At 53.2% G+C, this 16,886-nt stretch carries 15 protein-coding genes, 6 tRNA genes and 1 other RNA gene; 11 read left to right on the top strand and 11 right to left on the bottom strand.

Going from position 1 to position 16,886, the window contains the following annotated elements; genetic code table 11:
* Positions 1-6: 6 nt before the first annotated feature.
* Entirely contained in the window at positions 7-1,662 is a 1,656-nt protein-coding gene (locus OGV83_RS10925; RefSeq protein ID WP_104868382.1) for an alpha-keto acid decarboxylase family protein, read from the bottom strand.
* A 182-nt stretch (positions 1,663-1,844) separates the two neighbouring features.
* Between OGV83_RS10925 and mgrA the strand changes: the two genes are divergently transcribed.
* Positions 1,845-2,843 carry an L-glyceraldehyde 3-phosphate reductase gene (mgrA, locus tag OGV83_RS10920; RefSeq protein WP_047462199.1) on the top strand — a complete coding sequence of 333 codons (999 nt, stop codon included), beginning with the start codon at positions 1,845-1,847 and terminating at the stop codon, positions 2,841-2,843.
* A 124-nt stretch (positions 2,844-2,967) separates the two neighbouring features.
* Positions 2,968-3,288 carry a DUF2502 domain-containing protein YpeC gene (gene ypeC / locus OGV83_RS10915; RefSeq protein WP_058667818.1) on the top strand — a complete coding sequence of 107 codons (321 nt, stop codon included), beginning with the start codon at positions 2,968-2,970 and terminating at the stop codon, positions 3,286-3,288.
* Positions 3,289-3,388: 100 nt separating this feature from the next.
* On the opposite strand, the gene OGV83_RS10910 is transcribed toward ypeC, so the two are convergent.
* The gene (locus OGV83_RS10910) at positions 3,389-4,627 is read right to left on the bottom strand and encodes an Nramp family divalent metal transporter (protein ID WP_134769179.1); all 1,239 of its coding nucleotides are present in this window, start codon (positions 4,625-4,627) and stop codon (positions 3,389-3,391) included.
* A complete protein-coding gene (locus OGV83_RS21625; RefSeq protein ID WP_418222348.1) occupies positions 4,608-4,697 on the bottom strand; it encodes a hypothetical protein in 90 nt (29 codons plus the stop codon). Before OGV83_RS21625 ends, OGV83_RS10910 begins: the two co-directional genes overlap by 20 nt.
* Before the next feature lie 275 nt (positions 4,698-4,972).
* Between OGV83_RS21625 and nupC the strand changes: the two genes are divergently transcribed.
* On the top strand, positions 4,973-6,160 hold the full coding sequence (nupC, locus tag OGV83_RS10905) for a nucleoside permease NupC (RefSeq protein ID WP_012131386.1): 1,188 nt from the start codon (positions 4,973-4,975) through the stop codon (positions 6,158-6,160).
* An 80-nt stretch (positions 6,161-6,240) separates the two neighbouring features.
* On the opposite strand, the gene OGV83_RS10900 is transcribed toward nupC, so the two are convergent.
* The 3 genes from OGV83_RS10900 to OGV83_RS10890 form a co-directional block, all read right to left on the bottom strand.
* The gene (locus OGV83_RS10900) at positions 6,241-8,439 is read right to left on the bottom strand and encodes a sensor domain-containing phosphodiesterase (RefSeq protein ID WP_286463570.1); all 2,199 of its coding nucleotides are present in this window, start codon (positions 8,437-8,439) and stop codon (positions 6,241-6,243) included.
* 210 nt (positions 8,440-8,649) lie between these two features.
* A tRNA-Ala gene (locus OGV83_RS10895) sits at positions 8,650-8,725 on the bottom strand.
* Between the two features lie 39 nt (positions 8,726-8,764).
* Positions 8,765-8,840, bottom strand: a tRNA-Ala gene (locus OGV83_RS10890).
* A 221-nt stretch (positions 8,841-9,061) separates the two neighbouring features.
* On the opposite strand from OGV83_RS10890, the gene OGV83_RS10885 reads away from it, so the two are divergent.
* Together OGV83_RS10885 and OGV83_RS10880 are read left to right on the top strand one after the other, a co-directional pair.
* The gene (locus OGV83_RS10885; RefSeq protein ID WP_012131384.1) at positions 9,062-9,424 is read left to right on the top strand and encodes a YfeC-like transcriptional regulator; all 363 of its coding nucleotides are present in this window, start codon (positions 9,062-9,064) and stop codon (positions 9,422-9,424) included.
* Position 9,425: 1 nt separating this feature from the next.
* Positions 9,426-9,815 carry a MerR family transcriptional regulator gene (locus tag OGV83_RS10880; RefSeq protein ID WP_012131383.1) on the top strand — a complete coding sequence of 130 codons (390 nt, stop codon included), beginning with the start codon at positions 9,426-9,428 and terminating at the stop codon, positions 9,813-9,815.
* Positions 9,816-9,891: 76 nt separating this feature from the next.
* Here the strand turns inward: OGV83_RS10880 and gltX are convergent, their stop codons facing one another.
* Positions 9,892-11,307: a glutamate--tRNA ligase gene (gene gltX / locus OGV83_RS10875; RefSeq protein WP_047462188.1), complete on the bottom strand. Its 1,416-nt coding sequence runs from the start codon at positions 11,305-11,307 to the stop codon at positions 9,892-9,894.
* 259 nt (positions 11,308-11,566) lie between these two features.
* On the opposite strand from gltX, the gene OGV83_RS10870 reads away from it, so the two are divergent.
* The 5 genes from OGV83_RS10870 to OGV83_RS10850 all read left to right on the top strand — a co-directional run bounded on the left by OGV83_RS10870 (position 11,567) and on the right by OGV83_RS10850 (position 12,119).
* Positions 11,567-11,642, top strand: a tRNA-Val gene (locus OGV83_RS10870).
* Positions 11,643-11,686: 44 nt separating this feature from the next.
* Positions 11,687-11,762 (top strand) — tRNA-Val (locus OGV83_RS10865).
* A gap of 46 nt (positions 11,763-11,808) precedes the next feature.
* Positions 11,809-11,884, top strand: a tRNA-Val gene (locus OGV83_RS10860).
* 4 nt (positions 11,885-11,888) lie between these two features.
* A tRNA-Lys gene (locus OGV83_RS10855) sits at positions 11,889-11,964 on the top strand.
* Between the two features lie 29 nt (positions 11,965-11,993).
* Positions 11,994-12,119: non-coding RNA, RtT sRNA (locus OGV83_RS10850), on the top strand.
* A 71-nt stretch (positions 12,120-12,190) separates the two neighbouring features.
* Here OGV83_RS10850 and OGV83_RS10845 read toward each other — a convergent pair.
* From OGV83_RS10845 to xapA, 3 genes are all read right to left on the bottom strand, one after another.
* Positions 12,191-13,075: a LysR family transcriptional regulator gene (locus tag OGV83_RS10845; protein ID WP_012131381.1), complete on the bottom strand. Its 885-nt coding sequence runs from the start codon at positions 13,073-13,075 to the stop codon at positions 12,191-12,193.
* A 97-nt stretch (positions 13,076-13,172) separates the two neighbouring features.
* Entirely contained in the window at positions 13,173-14,429 is a 1,257-nt protein-coding gene (locus OGV83_RS10840; protein WP_286463569.1) for a nucleoside permease, read from the bottom strand.
* A 59-nt stretch (positions 14,430-14,488) separates the two neighbouring features.
* Entirely contained in the window at positions 14,489-15,322 is an 834-nt protein-coding gene (gene xapA, locus OGV83_RS10835; protein WP_047462182.1) for a xanthosine phosphorylase, read from the bottom strand.
* Positions 15,323-15,557: 235 nt separating this feature from the next.
* On the opposite strand from xapA, the gene OGV83_RS10830 reads away from it, so the two are divergent.
* Positions 15,558-15,899, top strand: coding sequence for a FlxA-like family protein (locus OGV83_RS10830; RefSeq protein ID WP_024130136.1), 342 nt, complete (start codon positions 15,558-15,560; stop codon positions 15,897-15,899).
* Here the strand turns inward: OGV83_RS10830 and OGV83_RS10825 are convergent.
* Positions 15,890-16,816, bottom strand: coding sequence for a LysR family transcriptional regulator (locus OGV83_RS10825; RefSeq protein WP_012131376.1), 927 nt, complete (start codon positions 16,814-16,816; stop codon positions 15,890-15,892). The genes OGV83_RS10830 and OGV83_RS10825 overlap by 10 nt on opposite strands.
* Between the last annotated feature and the right edge of the window lie 70 nt (positions 16,817-16,886).

Below are 16,886 nucleotides of genomic sequence, written 5' to 3'. Positions count from 1 at the left end.
CCGCGTTTACTCCCCGTTGCGCGATTCCAGCGCGCGGGTGACGGTACGCAGCAATTCCGGCAAATCGGCTTTCGGCAGCACGACCTCAATCAGCGAAAGCCGCTGCGGGGATTTCAGGCGCGCCAGCACTTCCTCCAGCTGGATAGCCTGCGTTACCCGCCAGCACTCCGCCTGACAGTTCGCACTGAGCGCCTGCGGAACCTGCGTCCAGTTCCATCCGGCGATATCGTTATAACGCTGGTTCGCCCCATGAATGGCGCGCTCCACGGTATAGCCATCGTTATTGAGCAGCAGAATGACCGGCGACTGTCCATCCCGCATCATCGACCCCAGCTCCTGAATCGTCAGCTGCGCCGCGCCGTCTCCGGTAATCAGAATCACTCGCCGTTCCGGGCAGGCGGTTTGCGCGCCAAAGGCGGCGGGCAAAGCATAGCCGATTGATCCCCAAAGCGGTTGCACCAGCACGTCCGCGCCAGCAGGCAGTGAAAGATCCGCCGCGCCAAACGCGGCGGTTCCCTGATCGGCAAGGATAATATCGCCCGGCAGCAGGTACGCCTGTACCGTATGCCAGAAGTTTTCTTGCGTCAGCGCCCCTTTCTCAATATGGCCGCCGGGCGCATGCGCCGGGGTCGGAGGAGGCGAAAATGAAAGTTCCAGACATAACTCGCGCAACGTAGTGACCGCCTGCTCCATCGACAGACCGCTGAACCAGCTATTCCCGACGCGCGAAGCATGCGGCTGGATTTCAATCGTGCGTTCCTGCGGCAGTTGCTGTGTGAAGCCCGCCGTCAGCGTATCGACAAACCGGGTACCAACGCAGATAACGGTATCCGCCTCTTCAATCGCCTGACGCACCGATTCACTGCTGGCTCCGGCGCTGTATGTACCGACAAAATTCGGGTGCTGCTCATCAAACAGCCCTTTGCCCATGAGCAGCGTCGCGTGCGCTATTGGCGTTTCCGCCATCCAGCGTTGTAAAACCGGCTGCAAGCCGAAACGCAGGGCGAGAAAGTCTGCCAGCAGCGCCACACGCGGGCTGTTCATCAGCCGCTGGCGCGCGCGATAGCGAAACGCCGCCACCGTGTCATTTTCCCCTTCGGCACGGTCAGGAGTGAGAACGTTTACAGGAGGGACAGCAGATCGTTTTGCCACATCCGCCGGTAACATCAGATAGCCGGGTCTGCGCATCGTCAGCATTTCGCGTAATACGCGGTCGATTTCATAACAGGCGTTCTGTTCATTCAACACGGCGCTGGCGGCCGTTACAGCCTGGCTTATACGGTAAAAATGCTGAAAGTCGCCATCGCCGAGGGTGTGATGCATCAGTTCGCCCCGTCGCTGTGCGCCGCTGCATGGCGCGCCGACAATATGCAGCACGGGAACGTACTCTGCGTAGCTTCCCGCCAGGCCATTAAGCGCGCTTAACTCCCCTACGCCGAAAGTGGTCAACAACGCCCCAGCCCCGGCTAACCGGGCGTAGCCATCAGCCGCATAGGCGGCATTCAGCTCATTCGCGCACCCTACCCAGCATACGTCACGATGCGCAATCACATGGTCAAGAAACTGCAAATTATAATCGCCCGGCACACCAAAAAGATGCCCGATACCGCAGCCTGCCAGTCTGTCCAGCAGGTAATCCGCAACGGAGTATGGGGTTTGCATGACAGCTATCCTTCTGACGGTAACCTCATGTTGAGTATTAAAGAACTGTGATAGCTGTCCAGAAAAGCTGCTGCAAAAGGGGTGGAAAGCAGGATTTACAGTTTTTCACGGTGTAATCTCATTGAATAACAATCCGTGTAAACGTATACACTGGAAACTCACGTCATTCAGAGGGCAACAACATGGTTTATCGGGCCGATGAAAATCGCTACCAGACAATGGAGTATCGCCGCTGCGGTCAGAGCGGTTTAAAGCTCCCCGCCATTTCACTTGGGCTATGGCACAATTTCGGTGATACCACTCAGGTAGAGAACAGCCGGGCGCTGCTACAGCGTGCTTTTGATCTGGGAATTACCCATTTTGATCTCGCGAATAATTACGGCCCGCCGCCAGGCTCAGCAGAGCGCCATTTTGGCCGTATCCTACAGGAAGATTTTTTACCGTGGCGCGATGAACTGATCATTTCCACTAAAGCGGGTTATACCATGTGGGATGGCCCTTACGGTGACTGGGGTTCGCGCAAGTATTTGATAGCCAGCCTCGATCAAAGCCTGAAACGTCTGGGGCTGGAGTATGTCGATATCTTCTATCACCACCGCCCTGACCCAGAAACGCCGCTCAAAGAGACGATGAAAGCGCTGGATCATATTGTTCGTCAGGGAAAAGCGCTGTACGTCGGGATTTCCAACTATCCGGCGGATCTGGCCAGACAGGCCATTGAGATCCTGGACGACCTGGGCACGCCGTGCCTGATTCACCAGCCCAAATACTCGATGTTTGAGCGCTGGGTCGAAGACGGCTTGCTGGCATTATTGCAGGAGAAAGGCGTCGGCAGTATCGCCTTTTCACCGCTGGCGGGCGGGCAATTAACCGATCGTTATCTCAACGGCATTCCGGCTGATTCCCGGGCCGCCAGCGGAAGCCGCTTCCTTAACCCGGATCAGATTACCCCGGAGAAACTGGAAAAAGTGCGCCAGTTAAATGCGCTGGCCGGACGTCGGGGGCAAAAACTGTCCCAGATGGCGCTGGCCTGGGTGCTGCGCGACGACAAGGTGACGTCAGTGCTGATTGGCGCCAGCAAGACCGCGCAAATTGAAGATGCCGTGGGGATGCTGGCGAATCGTCATTTTTCTCCCGCCGAATGCGCAGAAATCAACGCAATCCTGAACGGCAGCCAATAATCACTTTTTAGCAAAAAGTGCTCTCACTCATGATTTAAGAGTTAAGGCGATGAAACGGGGCTTTACCGCCCCGTAATATTGCGTTAACAGGCCGATTACGGCTCGATCGTGAAGGAGAAAAAGAATGTTCAGGTCACTGATTCTGGCGGCAGCCTTATTGGCTTTTACACCGCTTGCCGCGAACGCTGGCGAAATCACCCTGTTGCCATCGATAAAATTACAAATTGGCGATCGCGATAATTACGGTAACTACTGGGACGGCAGATACTGGCGCGACCGGGATTACTGGCACCACCATTATGAATGGCGTAAAAATCGCTGGTGGCGACACGATAATGGCTATCATCGCGGCTGGGATAAGCGCAAAGCCTATGAACGCGGCTACCGCGAAGGCTGGCGCGATCGCGACCACCGCCCTGGCCGGGGTCACGGACACCGTCATTAAAAATAGCCCCGTTTGAACGGGGCTATTTTCGAATTGTGTTTTTATCAGCAATACCGATTCAACCATTTCTCTTAACTTCCCTGGCTATACGGTCTTCAGATCACAACCCCAGCGCGGTTCCTACCAGCAACCAGATATTCAGCGCCACCACCAGCACCACAATCATCCAGCCGATGTACTTAACCCATTGGGTATTCACCAGATCGCCCATCAATGTGCGATCGCTGGTAAAAATCAATAACGGCACCAGCGCCAGCGCAATGCCGAAACTCAGCAGGACCTGGCTCATCACCAGGATTCGGGTTGGATCAAGCCCCATAAGAATAACGATAAACGACGGCATCATCGTGATGGTGCGGCGTACCCACAGCGGAATATGAAAGCGAACAAATCCCTGCATCACAACCTGCCCCGCCAACGTACCGACCACGGTGGAAGAGAGCCCCGCCGCAACCAGGCTCAGGCCGAACACCGTCGCCGCAGCATGGCTAAGCAGTGGTTCCAGCGTCAGATACGCCTGATCAAGATCGGCAATACCGGTATGCCCGCTAAAATGGAACGCGGCGGCAGCGGTCGCCATCATCGCCAGGTTCACGAACCCTGCAATCGTCATCGCTATCGCCACATCCCATTTGGTGGCGGCATAGCGCTGCTGCCGGGAGCCGTCGTGCAGATACTGCGTTAAAGAGGAGTGCAGATAGATAACGTGGGGCATGATGGTCGCGCCCAGCACCCCGGCGGCCAGAAATACCGCCTCAGAGTTCGGCAGGCTGGGGATGATCATCCCTTTACTCAGCTGCGCCAGGCTTGGCTGCGAAAAAATCAGTTCCACAATATAGGCTGCGGCCACAAACAGCAGTAATCCGCCAATCACTTTTTCCAGCGGTTTTTGCCCACGACGCTGCAACATCAGAATCAGGAATGTGGCGATACCCGTCAGCACCGCCCCCTGCAACAGGGAGATGCCGAGAATGAGTTTAAAGCCGATCGCCGCCCCGATAAATTCCGCTAAGTCGGTGGCCATCGCGATGATTTCCGCCTGAACCCAATAGAACCAGACGACAGGGCGCGGGTAATGATCGCGAATTTGCTCCGCCAGGTTTTTGCTTGTCGCAATCCCCAGTTTGGCCGACAGAACCTGGATGAGCATCGCCATCAGGTTCGCCCAGACAACCACCCACAGCAATTTATAGCCAAAGCTGGCCCCGGCCTGGATATTGGTCGCAAAGTTACCGGGATCGATGTATCCGATCGCGGCGATGAACGCCGGGCCCATCAATGCGAGCCTCAACTTGCGCGCCGCTCGTCCACTACTGCTTTCAACGCGATCGTTTGTCATCTTTTGCCTCAGAAACATAGCCTTTGCTATGTTTTATGCTATGTTTATTGAGAATGATTATCAAGTGCATTTTAATGGGTAACGTTGATATCTCTGATAGCGCCAGGCTATGGGTCAGCAAGGGAGGGTCGAAAAACAAAACCAGGTTGTTTGTTAATTGTATGAGATTAGCACAATGACATAACTTTTCACTTCCATACTAAACATAACAGAAACGTATTCCAGATCACTAATTTTGAATCTCATCACAGCTCCTTATTATAGTGTGTGTTTGATCTCGTTTTCTTTATTGTTGTTGCATAGAATGTGCACGGAAATTAAACCTGCCTCATATTTGGAGCAAATATGGACCGCGTCCTTCATTTTGTCCTGGCCCTCGCTGTTGTTGCGGTACTCGCACTGCTGGTAAGCCATGACCGTAAAAAAATTCGCATTCGTTACGTCATTCAGCTGCTTGTTATCGAAGTTTTACTGGCCTGGTTCTTCCTGAACTCAAACGTTGGCCTGGGCTTCGTGAAAGGTTTCTCCGAGATGTTTGAAAAACTTCTCGGTTTTGCCAACGAAGGGACCAACTTCGTTTTCGGCAGCATGAACGATCAGGGCCTGGCCTTCTTCTTCCTGAAAGTCCTTTGCCCCATCGTCTTTATTTCCGCGCTGATCGGTATTCTTCAGCACATCCGCGTTCTGCCGGTTGTGATTCGCGCGATTGGTTTCCTCTTATCCAAAGTCAACGGGATGGGTAAACTGGAATCATTTAACGCCGTCAGCTCCCTGATTCTGGGCCAGTCTGAGAACTTTATCGCGTATAAAGATATCCTCGGCAAAATGTCCCGCAATCGTATGTACACGATGGCGGCAACGGCGATGTCTACCGTATCCATGTCTATCGTGGGCGCGTACATGACCATGCTGGAGCCGAAATATGTCGTTGCGGCGCTGGTTCTGAACATGTTCAGCACCTTTATCGTTCTGTCAGTGATCAACCCGTATCGCGTCGAAGCCAGCGAAGAAAATATTCAGATGTCTAACCTGCACGAAGGTCAGAGCTTCTTCGAAATGCTGGGCGAATACATTCTGGCGGGCTTTAAGGTCGCGATTATCGTTGCGGCGATGCTGATTGGCTTTATCGCCCTGATCGCGGCGCTGAACGCCCTGTTCGCGGCCGTTCTGGGCATCTCCTTCCAGGGCATTCTGGGTTACATCTTCTACCCGGTGGCCTGGGTCATGGGGGTTCCGGCGAATGAAGCGCTTCAGGTAGGCAGTATCATGGCGACCAAACTGGTATCTAACGAATTCGTCGCCATGATGGATCTACAGAAAATCGCCTCTACGCTCTCTCCGCGCGCGGAAGGCATCATCTCTGTATTCCTGGTCTCCTTCGCTAACTTCTCTTCCATCGGGATTATCGCAGGCGCGATTAAAGGTCTGAACGAAGAGCAAGGCAACGTGGTTTCACGTTTTGGTCTGAAACTGGTGTACGGCTCAACGCTGGTGAGCGTACTGTCTGCGTCTATCGCAGCGCTGGTGCTGTAATTACGGTATCGCCAGGCGGCGGCGCAAACGCCTTCATCTGGCCTTACGACGCGCAACCGGGGACATGTTCCCCGGTTTTTTTATAGCTGTAGCGCTTCCAGCGGGCGCGGTCGCCCAATCAGATAACCTTGTAGATAGTTCACGCCCAGGCTTAAGAGTAATTCCCGCTGCTCCGGCGTCTCGACAAATTCGGCAACCACGCATAAGGATTTCGCTTTCGCGAGATCGGTAATTGATTTCACGATCATCGCATCCAGAGAGTCCGTCATAATGTCTTTTATGAAGCAACCATCAATCTTGATGATGTCTGCCCGCAGGCGTTTAAGACGTTCATAGTTCGCGTATCCCGTACCAAAATCATCAATGGCTATCCTGAAACCGAAATTCCGCAGTTGCGCAATATTCTGCGTGCTGATTTCAGAATTGGAAAACGCCTGCTCTTCGGTGATTTCGATGATCACGCTTTCTGGCGTAATACCATAACGCCTGAACAGGCCGATAATGCGTGATGCGCTCTCTTTATTCAGTAACGTCAACGGCATTAAATTGACCGAGAAACGGGCGCCCGGCGCTGTCGTCGGGTGGGTAGCTATCCATCGCAGCAGGGCTTCCACAACCTGTAAATCAAAGCGGGCGCTGAGGTTAAATTGGGCAATCAGTGGAATAAACTGATCCGGCGTCATGATGCCGTCATCACTTTTCAGTCGCGCCAGAACCTCCGCATACCCTTTCCCCTGCGCGTTGAGAATCGGTTGCGCGTACAAAACCAGATCGCCGTTCTCCAGCGCTTTGCGAACCTTTTGCAGCAGTAATACCCGTTCCGTCGTCTGATCGGAGACCGCATCAAGGCTTTGGGTCAGCGCCATAACCCGGTGGTTCGCGCAGGATTGCTCCGACAGCCAGCTAAGCTGCCCCAGCAGGGGTTGCAGCGTCTCCTGCCTGCCGTCGTAAGCGCCCCACGCGGCGCCGTATTCCATGTCCAGCCCGGTATTGTTCCAGTAAATTTTGCGGCTATTGAGGAGATTAACCATATGTTGCAGGCGGGCTTCCGTCTCAGGGCCGCGAAGCACTAACAACAATTCGCTGCCTGGCACCTGAAATACGCTCTCGTTTTCTTGCAGGAACGGTTGCAGCATTCGACACACCGAGCGTTTGCAATGAACGCGCATCAGCATGCCATAATGTCGACTCAAAAATTCCAGGTTTTCCATCCGCAGGCAGCAAACCGTTTGTCCTGTTCCCTGCAACAAAAATTGCTCCAGCGCGCGAATGTTAGGAAGACGCGTCAACGGGTCGGTTAATGCCTGACCATGCCACTGTCGGTTCAACCATTCGCTGCGTTGATAAATACACACCATATACAGCAAGCAAATACTAAAGGAGATGAGAACAGAGAGGATAAAGGCCAGTGAATATTCGGAGCCGACGCCCTGCAAGAAATTCCGGTTATACACCAGCAGGCACAGCGCAGAGATGGCCCAGCTGAGGTTCAGCAGCGGATAACTCAGCCTGCCCACGCCGAGCGTAAAAACAATAAAAAAGACGGGCACCAGATAACCGGCAATATAGTCGGCATCAAAAGGCGCGCACATCAGAACGATCAGCGCCACGACGACGGAGATCCAGGTCAGGGTAAACAGACGCTTCTCTTTGACCAGATACGGCGCAATGTCCCTGCGCCAGAAAATGCGGCAATAGCGCGGGTTGATTATCATCCGCAGAGGATAATAAAAGAGCATAGTGAAAATCAGGACCGCTGAAATCAGGCTCAGAATATCCACGATAGTATAAATAATGGTTGCCGTACCAAAGAATGTTGATATCGCAACAGGGTAGTCCAGACAATGCCCCGCGAGATACATGCTGGCTTTGATGCCCGCCGGCGCGACAAACCCGAGCCAGAAGATACGCAACCAGATATTCCTGTCAGGCAATCCATGACGCCAGCGCGCCCCCACTTGCCAGCGGACAATCCCGCAAATGCCCAATACGGAAAAGGTCTGACAAAATAACAGCACCGCTGCCTGCATTAACGGGAGATGAAGGTTCCAGTGATTGGTCGCCATCATCGCTAAAATGATGGGGACAATACCGCGTCGGCCAAATAAGAAAAGCACGGAAAACATGACGCATAGCGGCAGCCAGGCCAGGAAAATAGAGCTGTCATCGACAACGGCGAGCGGAGAAATAGAGCGGGAGAACTGTATGCCGACAATGGATAGCGTCAAAGAAACGATAAATATTCTTATATTTTTTAGTAAGTTATGCTTATCCTGCATAGATTCCCTGTTCTCATCAGTCACGCTATAAGGCACACAAATAATAAGTTTATTCGTGACGCGAAGCAAACCTGCACAGGCCTGATATCAGGCGCTCTTACACGTTCTTTCATTTGATACAAAGGTATTGACGCTTACTGAAACTGTATTACAAAAATGGCGGGAACGCAGATACAAAAAACCCCCGCTTTTCAGCGAGGGTTCAAATTTTGGTGGAGCTAAGCGGGATCGAACCGCTGACCTCTTGCATGCCATGCAAGCGCTCTCCCAGCTGAGCTATAGCCCCACGATGCTTTTACGTACCAGATTTGTTGGGATTCAAATTTGGTGGAGCTAAGCGGGATCGAACCGCTGACCTCTTGCATGCCATGCAAGCGCTCTCCCAGCTGAGCTATAGCCCCGTCACGTAAAGCTTGTCGAGTTGACGGGCGGCATCATATGAATTCCCTTCGCATGTGTCAACGGCAAAATGCCGCCGGCAAATTCAATCGCTGAAAAAGCAGGCAAATGAAGAACATTGCGTAACAACTCGCATTTAGTAGTTAAACGCGTCACGGTTTCAACTAAAATGATGCTATAAAGTGAACCGCTAATTAACCATACGACTATTCAGGGAATCGTTATGTTCAAGGAACGGATGACGCCAGAAGAACTCGCTAATCTGACCGGTTACAGCCGACAAACCATCAATAAATGGGTGCGCAAGGAAGGCTGGACGACGTCGCCCAAACCAGGCGTACAGGGAGGAAAAGCCCGGCTGGTACACGTTAATGAGCAGGTTCGCGAATATATCCGCAGCGCCGAGCGTTCTGCGGAGGGAGCATCGGAATCCTTTTCGTTAACCAGCGATACCTCTCTTGAATCGCTGCTGGTCACGCTGGCCAAAGAGATGACGCCATCTGAACAGAAGCACTTTACGTCTTTGCTTTTGCGTGAAGGGATTACCGGTTTGTTACAACGCTTAGGGATTCGCGATAGCAAATAATATGAAAAAATTACGCAGCAAAATGACGACCGAAGAGCTGGCGGAGTGCCTTGGCGTCGCCAGACAAACCGTTAATCGGTGGATCAGAGAACAAGGATGGGAAACTGAAAAGTTTCCGGGCGTAAAAGGCGGTCGGGCAAGGCTCATTCACATTGATGCTCGCGTACAGGAATTTATTCTTAACATCCCTGCCTTCCGCAACCATTCTGCGTTTTATCAGGCGGAGGAGCCGCTTGCCGAATACAGCCACGTTGTGCGCAGCCACGCCTATCGCCAGATTATTGATGCCGTGGAAAACATGTCGTCCAAAGAGCAGGAAAAGCTGGCGCAGTTTCTGTCGCGAGAAGGCATACGCGGTTTTCTCGCCCGTTTGGGCCTTGATGAATCGTAGACCCAATAAGCGCAGCGCCATCGGGCAACAGGCCGGATGGCGGCGCAACCCCCATCCGGCCTACGGTTAATACACCTTACTGCTGATTTTCACGTTCCGCGATAAAAGCCAGCGCTTTATTGATGCGCTCAATGCTGCGGGATTTACCAATCGCATGCACCGTGACGTCCAGCGCCGGAGACTGGCCTGCGCCGGTGACGGCAACGCGCAGCGGCATACCGACTTTCCCCATCCCCACTTCCAGCTCATCGGCTGTCGCCTGAATTGCATGGTGTACGTTTTCTGCGCTCCACTCTGTGATGGCCGCCAGCTTATCACGCACCACTTCCAGCGGCTGACGCGCGACCGGGCGCAGGTGTTTTTTCGCCGCATCCGCGTCGAACTCAGCAAAGTCCTCATAGAAATAGCGGCAGCTTTGCGCCATCTCTTTCAGTGTTTTGCAGCGTTCGCCCAGCAGTTTCACCAGTTCAGCCAGCTGCGGGCCGTTACGGGTATCGATATTCTCCTGCTCAATGTGCCATTGCAGGTGCGTTGCCACATATTCCGGCGCCAGAGAATTGATGTAGTGATGGTTCAGCCACAGCAGTTTGTCAGTGTTGAACGCACTGGCGGATTTGCTCACGGCATTCAACGAGAACAGCTTGATCATCTCTTCACGGGTGAAGATCTCCTGATCGCCGCTGGACCAGCCCAGACGCACCAGGTAGTTCAGCAGCGCTTCCGGCAGGTAGCCGTCGTCACGATACTGCATCACGCTGACCGCGCCATGACGCTTGGACAGTTTTTTACCGTCGTCGCCGTTGATCATGGAAACGTGCGCGTACACTGGAACCGGCGCGTTCAGCGCTTTCAGGATGTTAATCTGGCGCGGCGTGTTGTTGATATGGTCTTCGCCACGAATCACATGGGTGATTTCCATATCCCAGTCATCCACAACCACGCAGAAGTTATAGGTCGGGGAACCGTCGGTACGACGAATGATCAGATCGTCCAGCTCCTGGTTGCTGAATTCGATCGGCCCACGGATCTGGTCGTCAAAAATAACGGAGCCGTCCTGCGGGTTGGCAAAACGCACAACGCAAGGCTCATCGTCAGAATGATGTTCGTGACCATGACGGCAGCGGCCGTCGTAACGCGGCTTCTCGCCTTTCGCCATTTGTTCTTCACGCAGCGCTTCCAGACGCTCTTTGGAGCAGTAGCATTTATATGCCGTACCCGCTTCCAGCATCTCATCAATCACCGCGTTGTAACGATCAAAACGTTTGGTCTGGAAATACGGGCCTTCATCCCATTCCAAGCTCAGCCAGTTCATACCATCCATAATGGCTTCAATAGCTTCCGGCGTGGAGCGTTCGAGATCGGTGTCTTCAATACGCAGCACAAACTCACCGCCGTGGTTACGTGCAAAAAGCCAGGAGTAAAGAGCAGTACGCGCGCCGCCGACGTGCAGATAGCCTGTCGGGCTTGGCGCGAAGCGAGTTTTGATTTTCATGAAATGGCCTTACGTTTATTAAAGATGCCGACAACCGGCAAATCCGGGAAAGATTATCAGGCTGGTATTCTATCACCGTGGTCTGATTCCTCAATGTTGTTCGGGTTGGAACATCACGCTTTGCGATTTTCGTATACAAATCATGCTGAACGGAGTAATTCGCGATCGTTTTGTTTAAATTTACGACGAACGGACAATTTCTTTAGAAAATGCGTTGACTCATTTTCAACTCTCCCTATAATGCGACTCCACACAGCGGGGGTGATTAGCTCAGCTGGGAGAGCACCTCCCTTACAAGGAGGGGGTCGGCGGTTCGATCCCGTCATCACCCACCAACTACTTTATGTAGTCTCCGCCGTGTAGCAAGAAATTGAGAAGTGGGTGATTAGCTCAGCTGGGAGAGCACCTCCCTTACAAGGAGGGGGTCGGCGGTTCGATCCCGTCATCACCCACCACTTTCTCGCCAGCTGGATTTCTTGCAGTAAAATGAAGTACCGAAGTGGGTGATTAGCTCAGCTGGGAGAGCACCTCCCTTACAAGGAGGGGGTCGGCGGTTCGATCCCGTCATCACCCACCACTTCGGGTCGTTAGCTCAGTTGGTAGAGCAGTTGACTTTTAATCAATTGGTCGCAGGTTCGAATCCTGCACGACCCACCAATGTAAAAAGGCACCCTAAAGGTGCCTTTTTGCTATGCGCGATATTTATGATTCGAACCTGTAGCAGGTTCGGGTCGAACGTAGTGAGACAACGGAGCCGCTAGCGGCGACGGCCCGAAGGGCGAGTGAAGCGAGTCATCCTGCACGACCCACCAATGTAAAAAGGCGCCCTAAAGGCGCCTTTTTGCTATGCGCGATATTTATCGCTTCGCTTATCAGGCAATGCTCAACGAATCAGCGCATCAATCAACTTCGTTAATGCCGGTGTTGCCTGCTGCGGCTCGTAAACAATATACAAATCTGCCGGAATACGTTCTTCCAGAGGGCGGAACACCACGCCCGGCCAGTTCATCTGCGCATAACTGTCCGCGATTAACGTAATGCCAATCCCCATGCTGATCATCGCCAGCACCGTTTGCGGCTCCATAACTTCACGCACTATCATCGGCGTAAATCCGGCTTTCTGACAAACACGTTGCAAAAATGCCCAGTCGGTATGAATCGAAGGCATGGTGACGAAATATTCGTTGCGTAACGCATCAAGAGGGATCGCCGGGCAGCAAGCCAGAGGGTGATCTTCCGGCATCGCCACCAGAAATGCGGATTCATGTAAACGCAGACTGGTAAATCCCTCCGTCGGTTCGATCGCCATCCGCCAGATGCCAGCATCCAGCTCGCGTCGTTCCAGTAACGCCATCTGCATCGCAGGCATTTTTTCGCGAAATAACACCTCGACATTGGGGTTCTCTTTCAAAAAACGGCGCATCACAGGACGCATTTTCCCCCACATCGCCGTGCCCACAACACCCAGTTCAATGCGCCCTGCCTCACCGCGTCCGATCTGTTCCACGCGCGCAAATGCCTGATTCGCGCTGAACAACAAACGCCGCGACTCTTCCATGAGAATTTTCCCCGCATGCGTTAACGCCACGCTGCGGGAATGGCGAACAAACAACGGCGTGCCAAGCTGATTTTCCAGCTCTTTGACATGAATACTCAGAGGAGGCTGAGACATATTCAGACGCGCCGCCGCCCGGCCAAAATGCAGCTCCTCAGCAACAGCGAGAAAATAGCGCAATAATTTAAGATCTATACGATGTACGCGTTCCATGATTATTGCGCTCCACAGATAAGGAATAATGCGCAACGTTAGCACATTTGTCTCAGGGACGTTGAAACGGCGGGCAGGCGCCCTGCCGTTTCAGCCGTTAGTGCGCCAGTGGTTTCGCCAGCCATTTTTCTGGCTCATGTTTATATTTGAAAAACAGCGCAAAAATCACTGCCAGCGCCAGCGCATAAGCGGCGAATACCAGCCAGATGGTCTGCCAGTCTTTCACGCCGTCCACCGAGAAGTAGTCCACGGTGATACCACTCAAAATTGACCCGACCCAGGCGCCTACGCCATTGACCATAGTCATAAACAGCCCCTGCGCACTGGCGCGGATCGTCGAACTGACTTCCTGCTCAACAAATACCGATCCTGAAATATTGAAAAAGTCGAAAGCGCAACCGTAAACAATCATCGACATCAGCAGCAGCACAACGCCAAACGGGGATGGATCGCCAAACGCAAAAAAGCCAAAGCGCAGCGTCCATGCCAGCATACTCATCAGCATCACGATTTTAATGCCAAAGCGTTTCAGAAAGAACGGGATAGTCAGAATGAAACCCACCTCAGCCATTTGGGAAACAGACAGCAGGATGGAGGGATATTTCACCACAACGCTGTCGGCAAACGCCGGATTGTGGGCAAAATCGTGCAGGAAGGGATTACCGAAAACATTCGTAATTTGCAGCACAGCCCCTAACATCATCGCAAACAGAAAGAAAATCGCCATTCGCGGATTTTTGAATAAGACAAACGCATCCAGCCCCAGTTTGCTGGCAAGCGTGGCGGACGTATTCTTCTTCGCCACCGGAATTTTCGGTAGCGTAAAGGCATACAGCGCCAGTAACAGCGAAGCGCCAGCGGCAATGTACAGCTGCGCGCTGCTTAGCTCCAGCCCCATCAGGCTGACCGTCCACATAGCGATAATAAAGCCCACGGTGCCAAAGACGCGAACGGGCGGGAATGCAGTAACCGGGTCCTGCCCAGACTGCGCCAGGCAGGCGTAAGAAACGCTGTTGGATAAGGCAATAGTCGGCATATAGGCCATTGCATTAATTAACATTATCCAGAACATCGCATCCGGGTCGGTCACGGTCGTGGCATACAACAACGCACCGGCGCACACCAGATGGCAGAGCATATATGCACGCTCGGCACGCAGCCATTTATCGGCGACGATCCCCATAATGCCCGGCATAATAATCGCCGCCAGCCCTTTTGAGCTGTAAATCATTCCAACGTTAGCGCCAGTAAAATGTAAGGTGTTAATCATGTAAGAACCCAGGGTCACCAGCCAGCTTCCCCAGATAAAATATTGTAAAAACGACATGACTTTTAAGCGGGACGTAATACCCATTTTTTCGTTCCTTGCCGTAAAGTACGGCCCTGCAAGCAGGGCCATTATTATTTTGTGTTTTAAGCCAGTTGGCGTAAGAAGCCGCAAATCAGATTGATGAAGTTCTGCCGGGAAAGCTCAGCCGCCGCCAGCGTTTGCGCATGGGACAGTTTCACATCACCCAGCCCTTCCGCCAGATTGGTGATCGCGGATACGGCCACCACCTTTAGTCCGCAATGGCGCGCGCTAATCACCTCCGGGACGACCGACATTCCCACCACGTCGCCACCGATGATCTGCATCATGCGAATTTCCGCTGCCGTCTCAAAGTTCGGCCCCGGATAAGAGACAAACACCCCTTCGTGAAGCGTGAAGCCCTCTTCCCCTGCAACGCGCTGGAGAATGGCGCGGTAATCCGCATCGTAGGCATTGGCCAGCGAGAAGAAGCGATCGCCAAAGCGTTCGTCGTTCATCCCCACCATCGGCGTGCCTGGCATCGTATTGATATGATCGCTCAACGCGACCAGGCTGCCTGGCCCGACTTCCGGGCGCAGAGAACCGGCGGCGTTAGTGCAAAACAGCAGTTCACAGCCCAGCAGTTTCAGGGTACGGATCGCGTCAGTCATGATCGTCATGCCGCGACCTTCGTAAAAGTGCCCACGCCCTTTCATACATGCCACCGGGACTCCAGCCAGATTCCCCAGCACCAGTTCCCCCGCATGCCCGTGAACGGTACTGACCGGAAAACCAGGCAAACGCGCATAAGAAATCGCCACCGCGTCTTCAATTTGCTCCGCCAGCGCTCCCAGACCGGAGCCAAGGATGAAAGCAACACGCGGGGTAAAATCAGGCTTGTGCGCGCGAATGATGTCAGCGCTGTACCAGGGATTCTGCGAAAAAAGGGTGTGGGTCATAAGGGGTCCTTAAAAACGGAATAATCGATAAATACGTTGGGTACGTCGTTGTTATAACGAGAGTAACCAGCCGATTACCAATACCGTTTTCCCGGACGATCGATATAAAATGTATATTGATACGTAAAATAAAATGGTCAGACTTTGCCTGATTTGCCCACCAGAAATGGCAGGGACTGCTGAAGGTCTGTTCACCTCTGCCGATATTAATGTTTTAAGGCAAGAGGAAATGGTAATGACGACGATCAACACTTCAGTCTCCGCCGTTCAGAGCGGCAGCACGGGCAGCAAAGCCGCTACCGGTAACGATCTGTCTGCGCAAATCTCACGCATCACGCAGCAAATTACAAAGCTTACACAGCAGCTCAAAGAGGTTGCTGACGGCAGTGGCAGCACAGAAGAGAAACAAAAGCAGCAGGAACTGATACAGACGCAAATTAAAATGTTGCAGGCGCAGCTGGCGCAATTACAGCGCCAGCAGGCAGAAGAAACGCAGCAGAAGCAGGAGCAGAAACAACTCAGGGCCGAAGGTGTCAACGCGCCTTCCGACGATCACCAAATTGATGTTTATATCTGATACAACGGATCGCGTGCACGGCCAGCGGTAAGTTCACTGGCCTGCATGCGCACGACGTCCCACAGCGCCTGAGCCGCCGTAGAGAGCGACCGGTTCTTGCGTCTCGCCAGCATCAACTGCCTTTCGACGACGGGCGTCAGCCGTTTCACCTGCAAATGACTTCCCTGAGGCAGCGGTAACGCCAGCGCGGGCAACACGCTGATGCCAATCCCCGCCTCCACCATCGGAAACAGCGTTGCGGGATGCCCAATCTCCTGCACGATCGTGGCATCAATAGCAAAATGCGCGAAAGCCGCGTCAATCAACGGGCGGCTGCCGGAGGCGTAATCCTGCAATACCAGCCGCTCATGTTTAAGATCCTGCCAGTTAACCCACTCCCGCTGCGCTAACGGGCTATCCTGGCGACACAACAGCAAAAAGGGTTCCGACAGCACGGCTTCACATTGCAAATCCGAAACAGCCCCGGGATCGATGACAATGCCAAAATCCACATCACCCTGACGAATGCTCTCCAGCACCCACTGCTGGGGACGATCGTGCAGTACAAAATCAATTTCCGGGTACAGCTGGTTACTCTGCGCGATGCACTGCGGGATAAGATGCGCGGAAATCGTCTGGCTGGCCGCCACGCGCACGGTGCCAGTTAACTGCGTCCCCACTCTTCCGGCTTCCCGCAGAGTACTGTGCAGTTCATCGAGAACACGCTCCAGACGCCCCGCCAGCTGCTGACCCGCTTCCGTCAGCGTCACTTCTCGCGTGGTGCGATCCAACAGCTTAACTCCCGTCTGCCGTTCCAGCTCTTTTACGCTGTGGCTCACCGCAGACTGACTCAGACCAATGACGTCCCCTGCCCGACTAAAGCTTTTAGCCTGAGCAACGGTGACGAAGATACGAAGTTGACGCAGAGAATAATTCATCTGTTAAATTCATATATAGATGCAATAAATCAATTTTATTTCTCAAACGGAAAAAAGCAAAATACCTGCA

It is taken from the genome of Citrobacter sp. CK189 (assembly GCF_030333505.1).
Lineage (GTDB): Bacteria > Pseudomonadota > Gammaproteobacteria > Enterobacterales > Enterobacteriaceae > Citrobacter_B > Citrobacter_B koseri.
This window is presented reverse-complemented; position numbering and strand designations above follow the sequence as displayed.

Coding starts and splice junctions, on each gene's coding strand:
- gltX (WP_047462188.1), bottom strand. CDS start 11,307: ATGAAAATCAAAACTCGCTTCGCGCCAAGCCCGACAGGCTATCTGCAC.
- OGV83_RS10925 (WP_104868382.1), bottom strand. CDS start 1,662: ATGCAAACCCCATACTCCGTTGCGGATTACCTGCTGGACAGACTGGCA.
- ypeC (WP_058667818.1), top strand. CDS start 2,968: ATGTTCAGGTCACTGATTCTGGCGGCAGCCTTATTGGCTTTTACACCG.
- nupC (WP_012131386.1), top strand. CDS start 4,973: ATGGACCGCGTCCTTCATTTTGTCCTGGCCCTCGCTGTTGTTGCGGTA.
- xapA (WP_047462182.1), bottom strand. CDS start 15,322: ATGACCCACACCCTTTTTTCGCAGAATCCCTGGTACAGCGCTGACATC.
- OGV83_RS10825 (WP_012131376.1), bottom strand. CDS start 16,816: ATGAATTATTCTCTGCGTCAACTTCGTATCTTCGTCACCGTTGCTCAG.
- OGV83_RS10900 (WP_286463570.1), bottom strand. CDS start 8,439: ATGCAGGATAAGCATAACTTACTAAAAAATATAAGAATATTTATCGTT.
- OGV83_RS10910 (WP_134769179.1), bottom strand. CDS start 4,627: ATGACAAACGATCGCGTTGAAAGCAGTAGTGGACGAGCGGCGCGCAAG.
- OGV83_RS10845 (WP_012131381.1), bottom strand. CDS start 13,075: ATGGAACGCGTACATCGTATAGATCTTAAATTATTGCGCTATTTTCTC.
- OGV83_RS21625 (WP_418222348.1), bottom strand. CDS start 4,697: ATGCACTTGATAATCATTCTCAATAAACATAGCATAAAACATAGCAAA.
- OGV83_RS10840 (WP_286463569.1), bottom strand. CDS start 14,429: ATGGGTATTACGTCCCGCTTAAAAGTCATGTCGTTTTTACAATATTTT.
- mgrA (WP_047462199.1), top strand. CDS start 1,845: ATGGTTTATCGGGCCGATGAAAATCGCTACCAGACAATGGAGTATCGC.
- OGV83_RS10830 (WP_024130136.1), top strand. CDS start 15,558: ATGACGACGATCAACACTTCAGTCTCCGCCGTTCAGAGCGGCAGCACG.
- OGV83_RS10880 (WP_012131383.1), top strand. CDS start 9,426: ATGAAAAAATTACGCAGCAAAATGACGACCGAAGAGCTGGCGGAGTGC.
- OGV83_RS10885 (WP_012131384.1), top strand. CDS start 9,062: ATGTTCAAGGAACGGATGACGCCAGAAGAACTCGCTAATCTGACCGGT.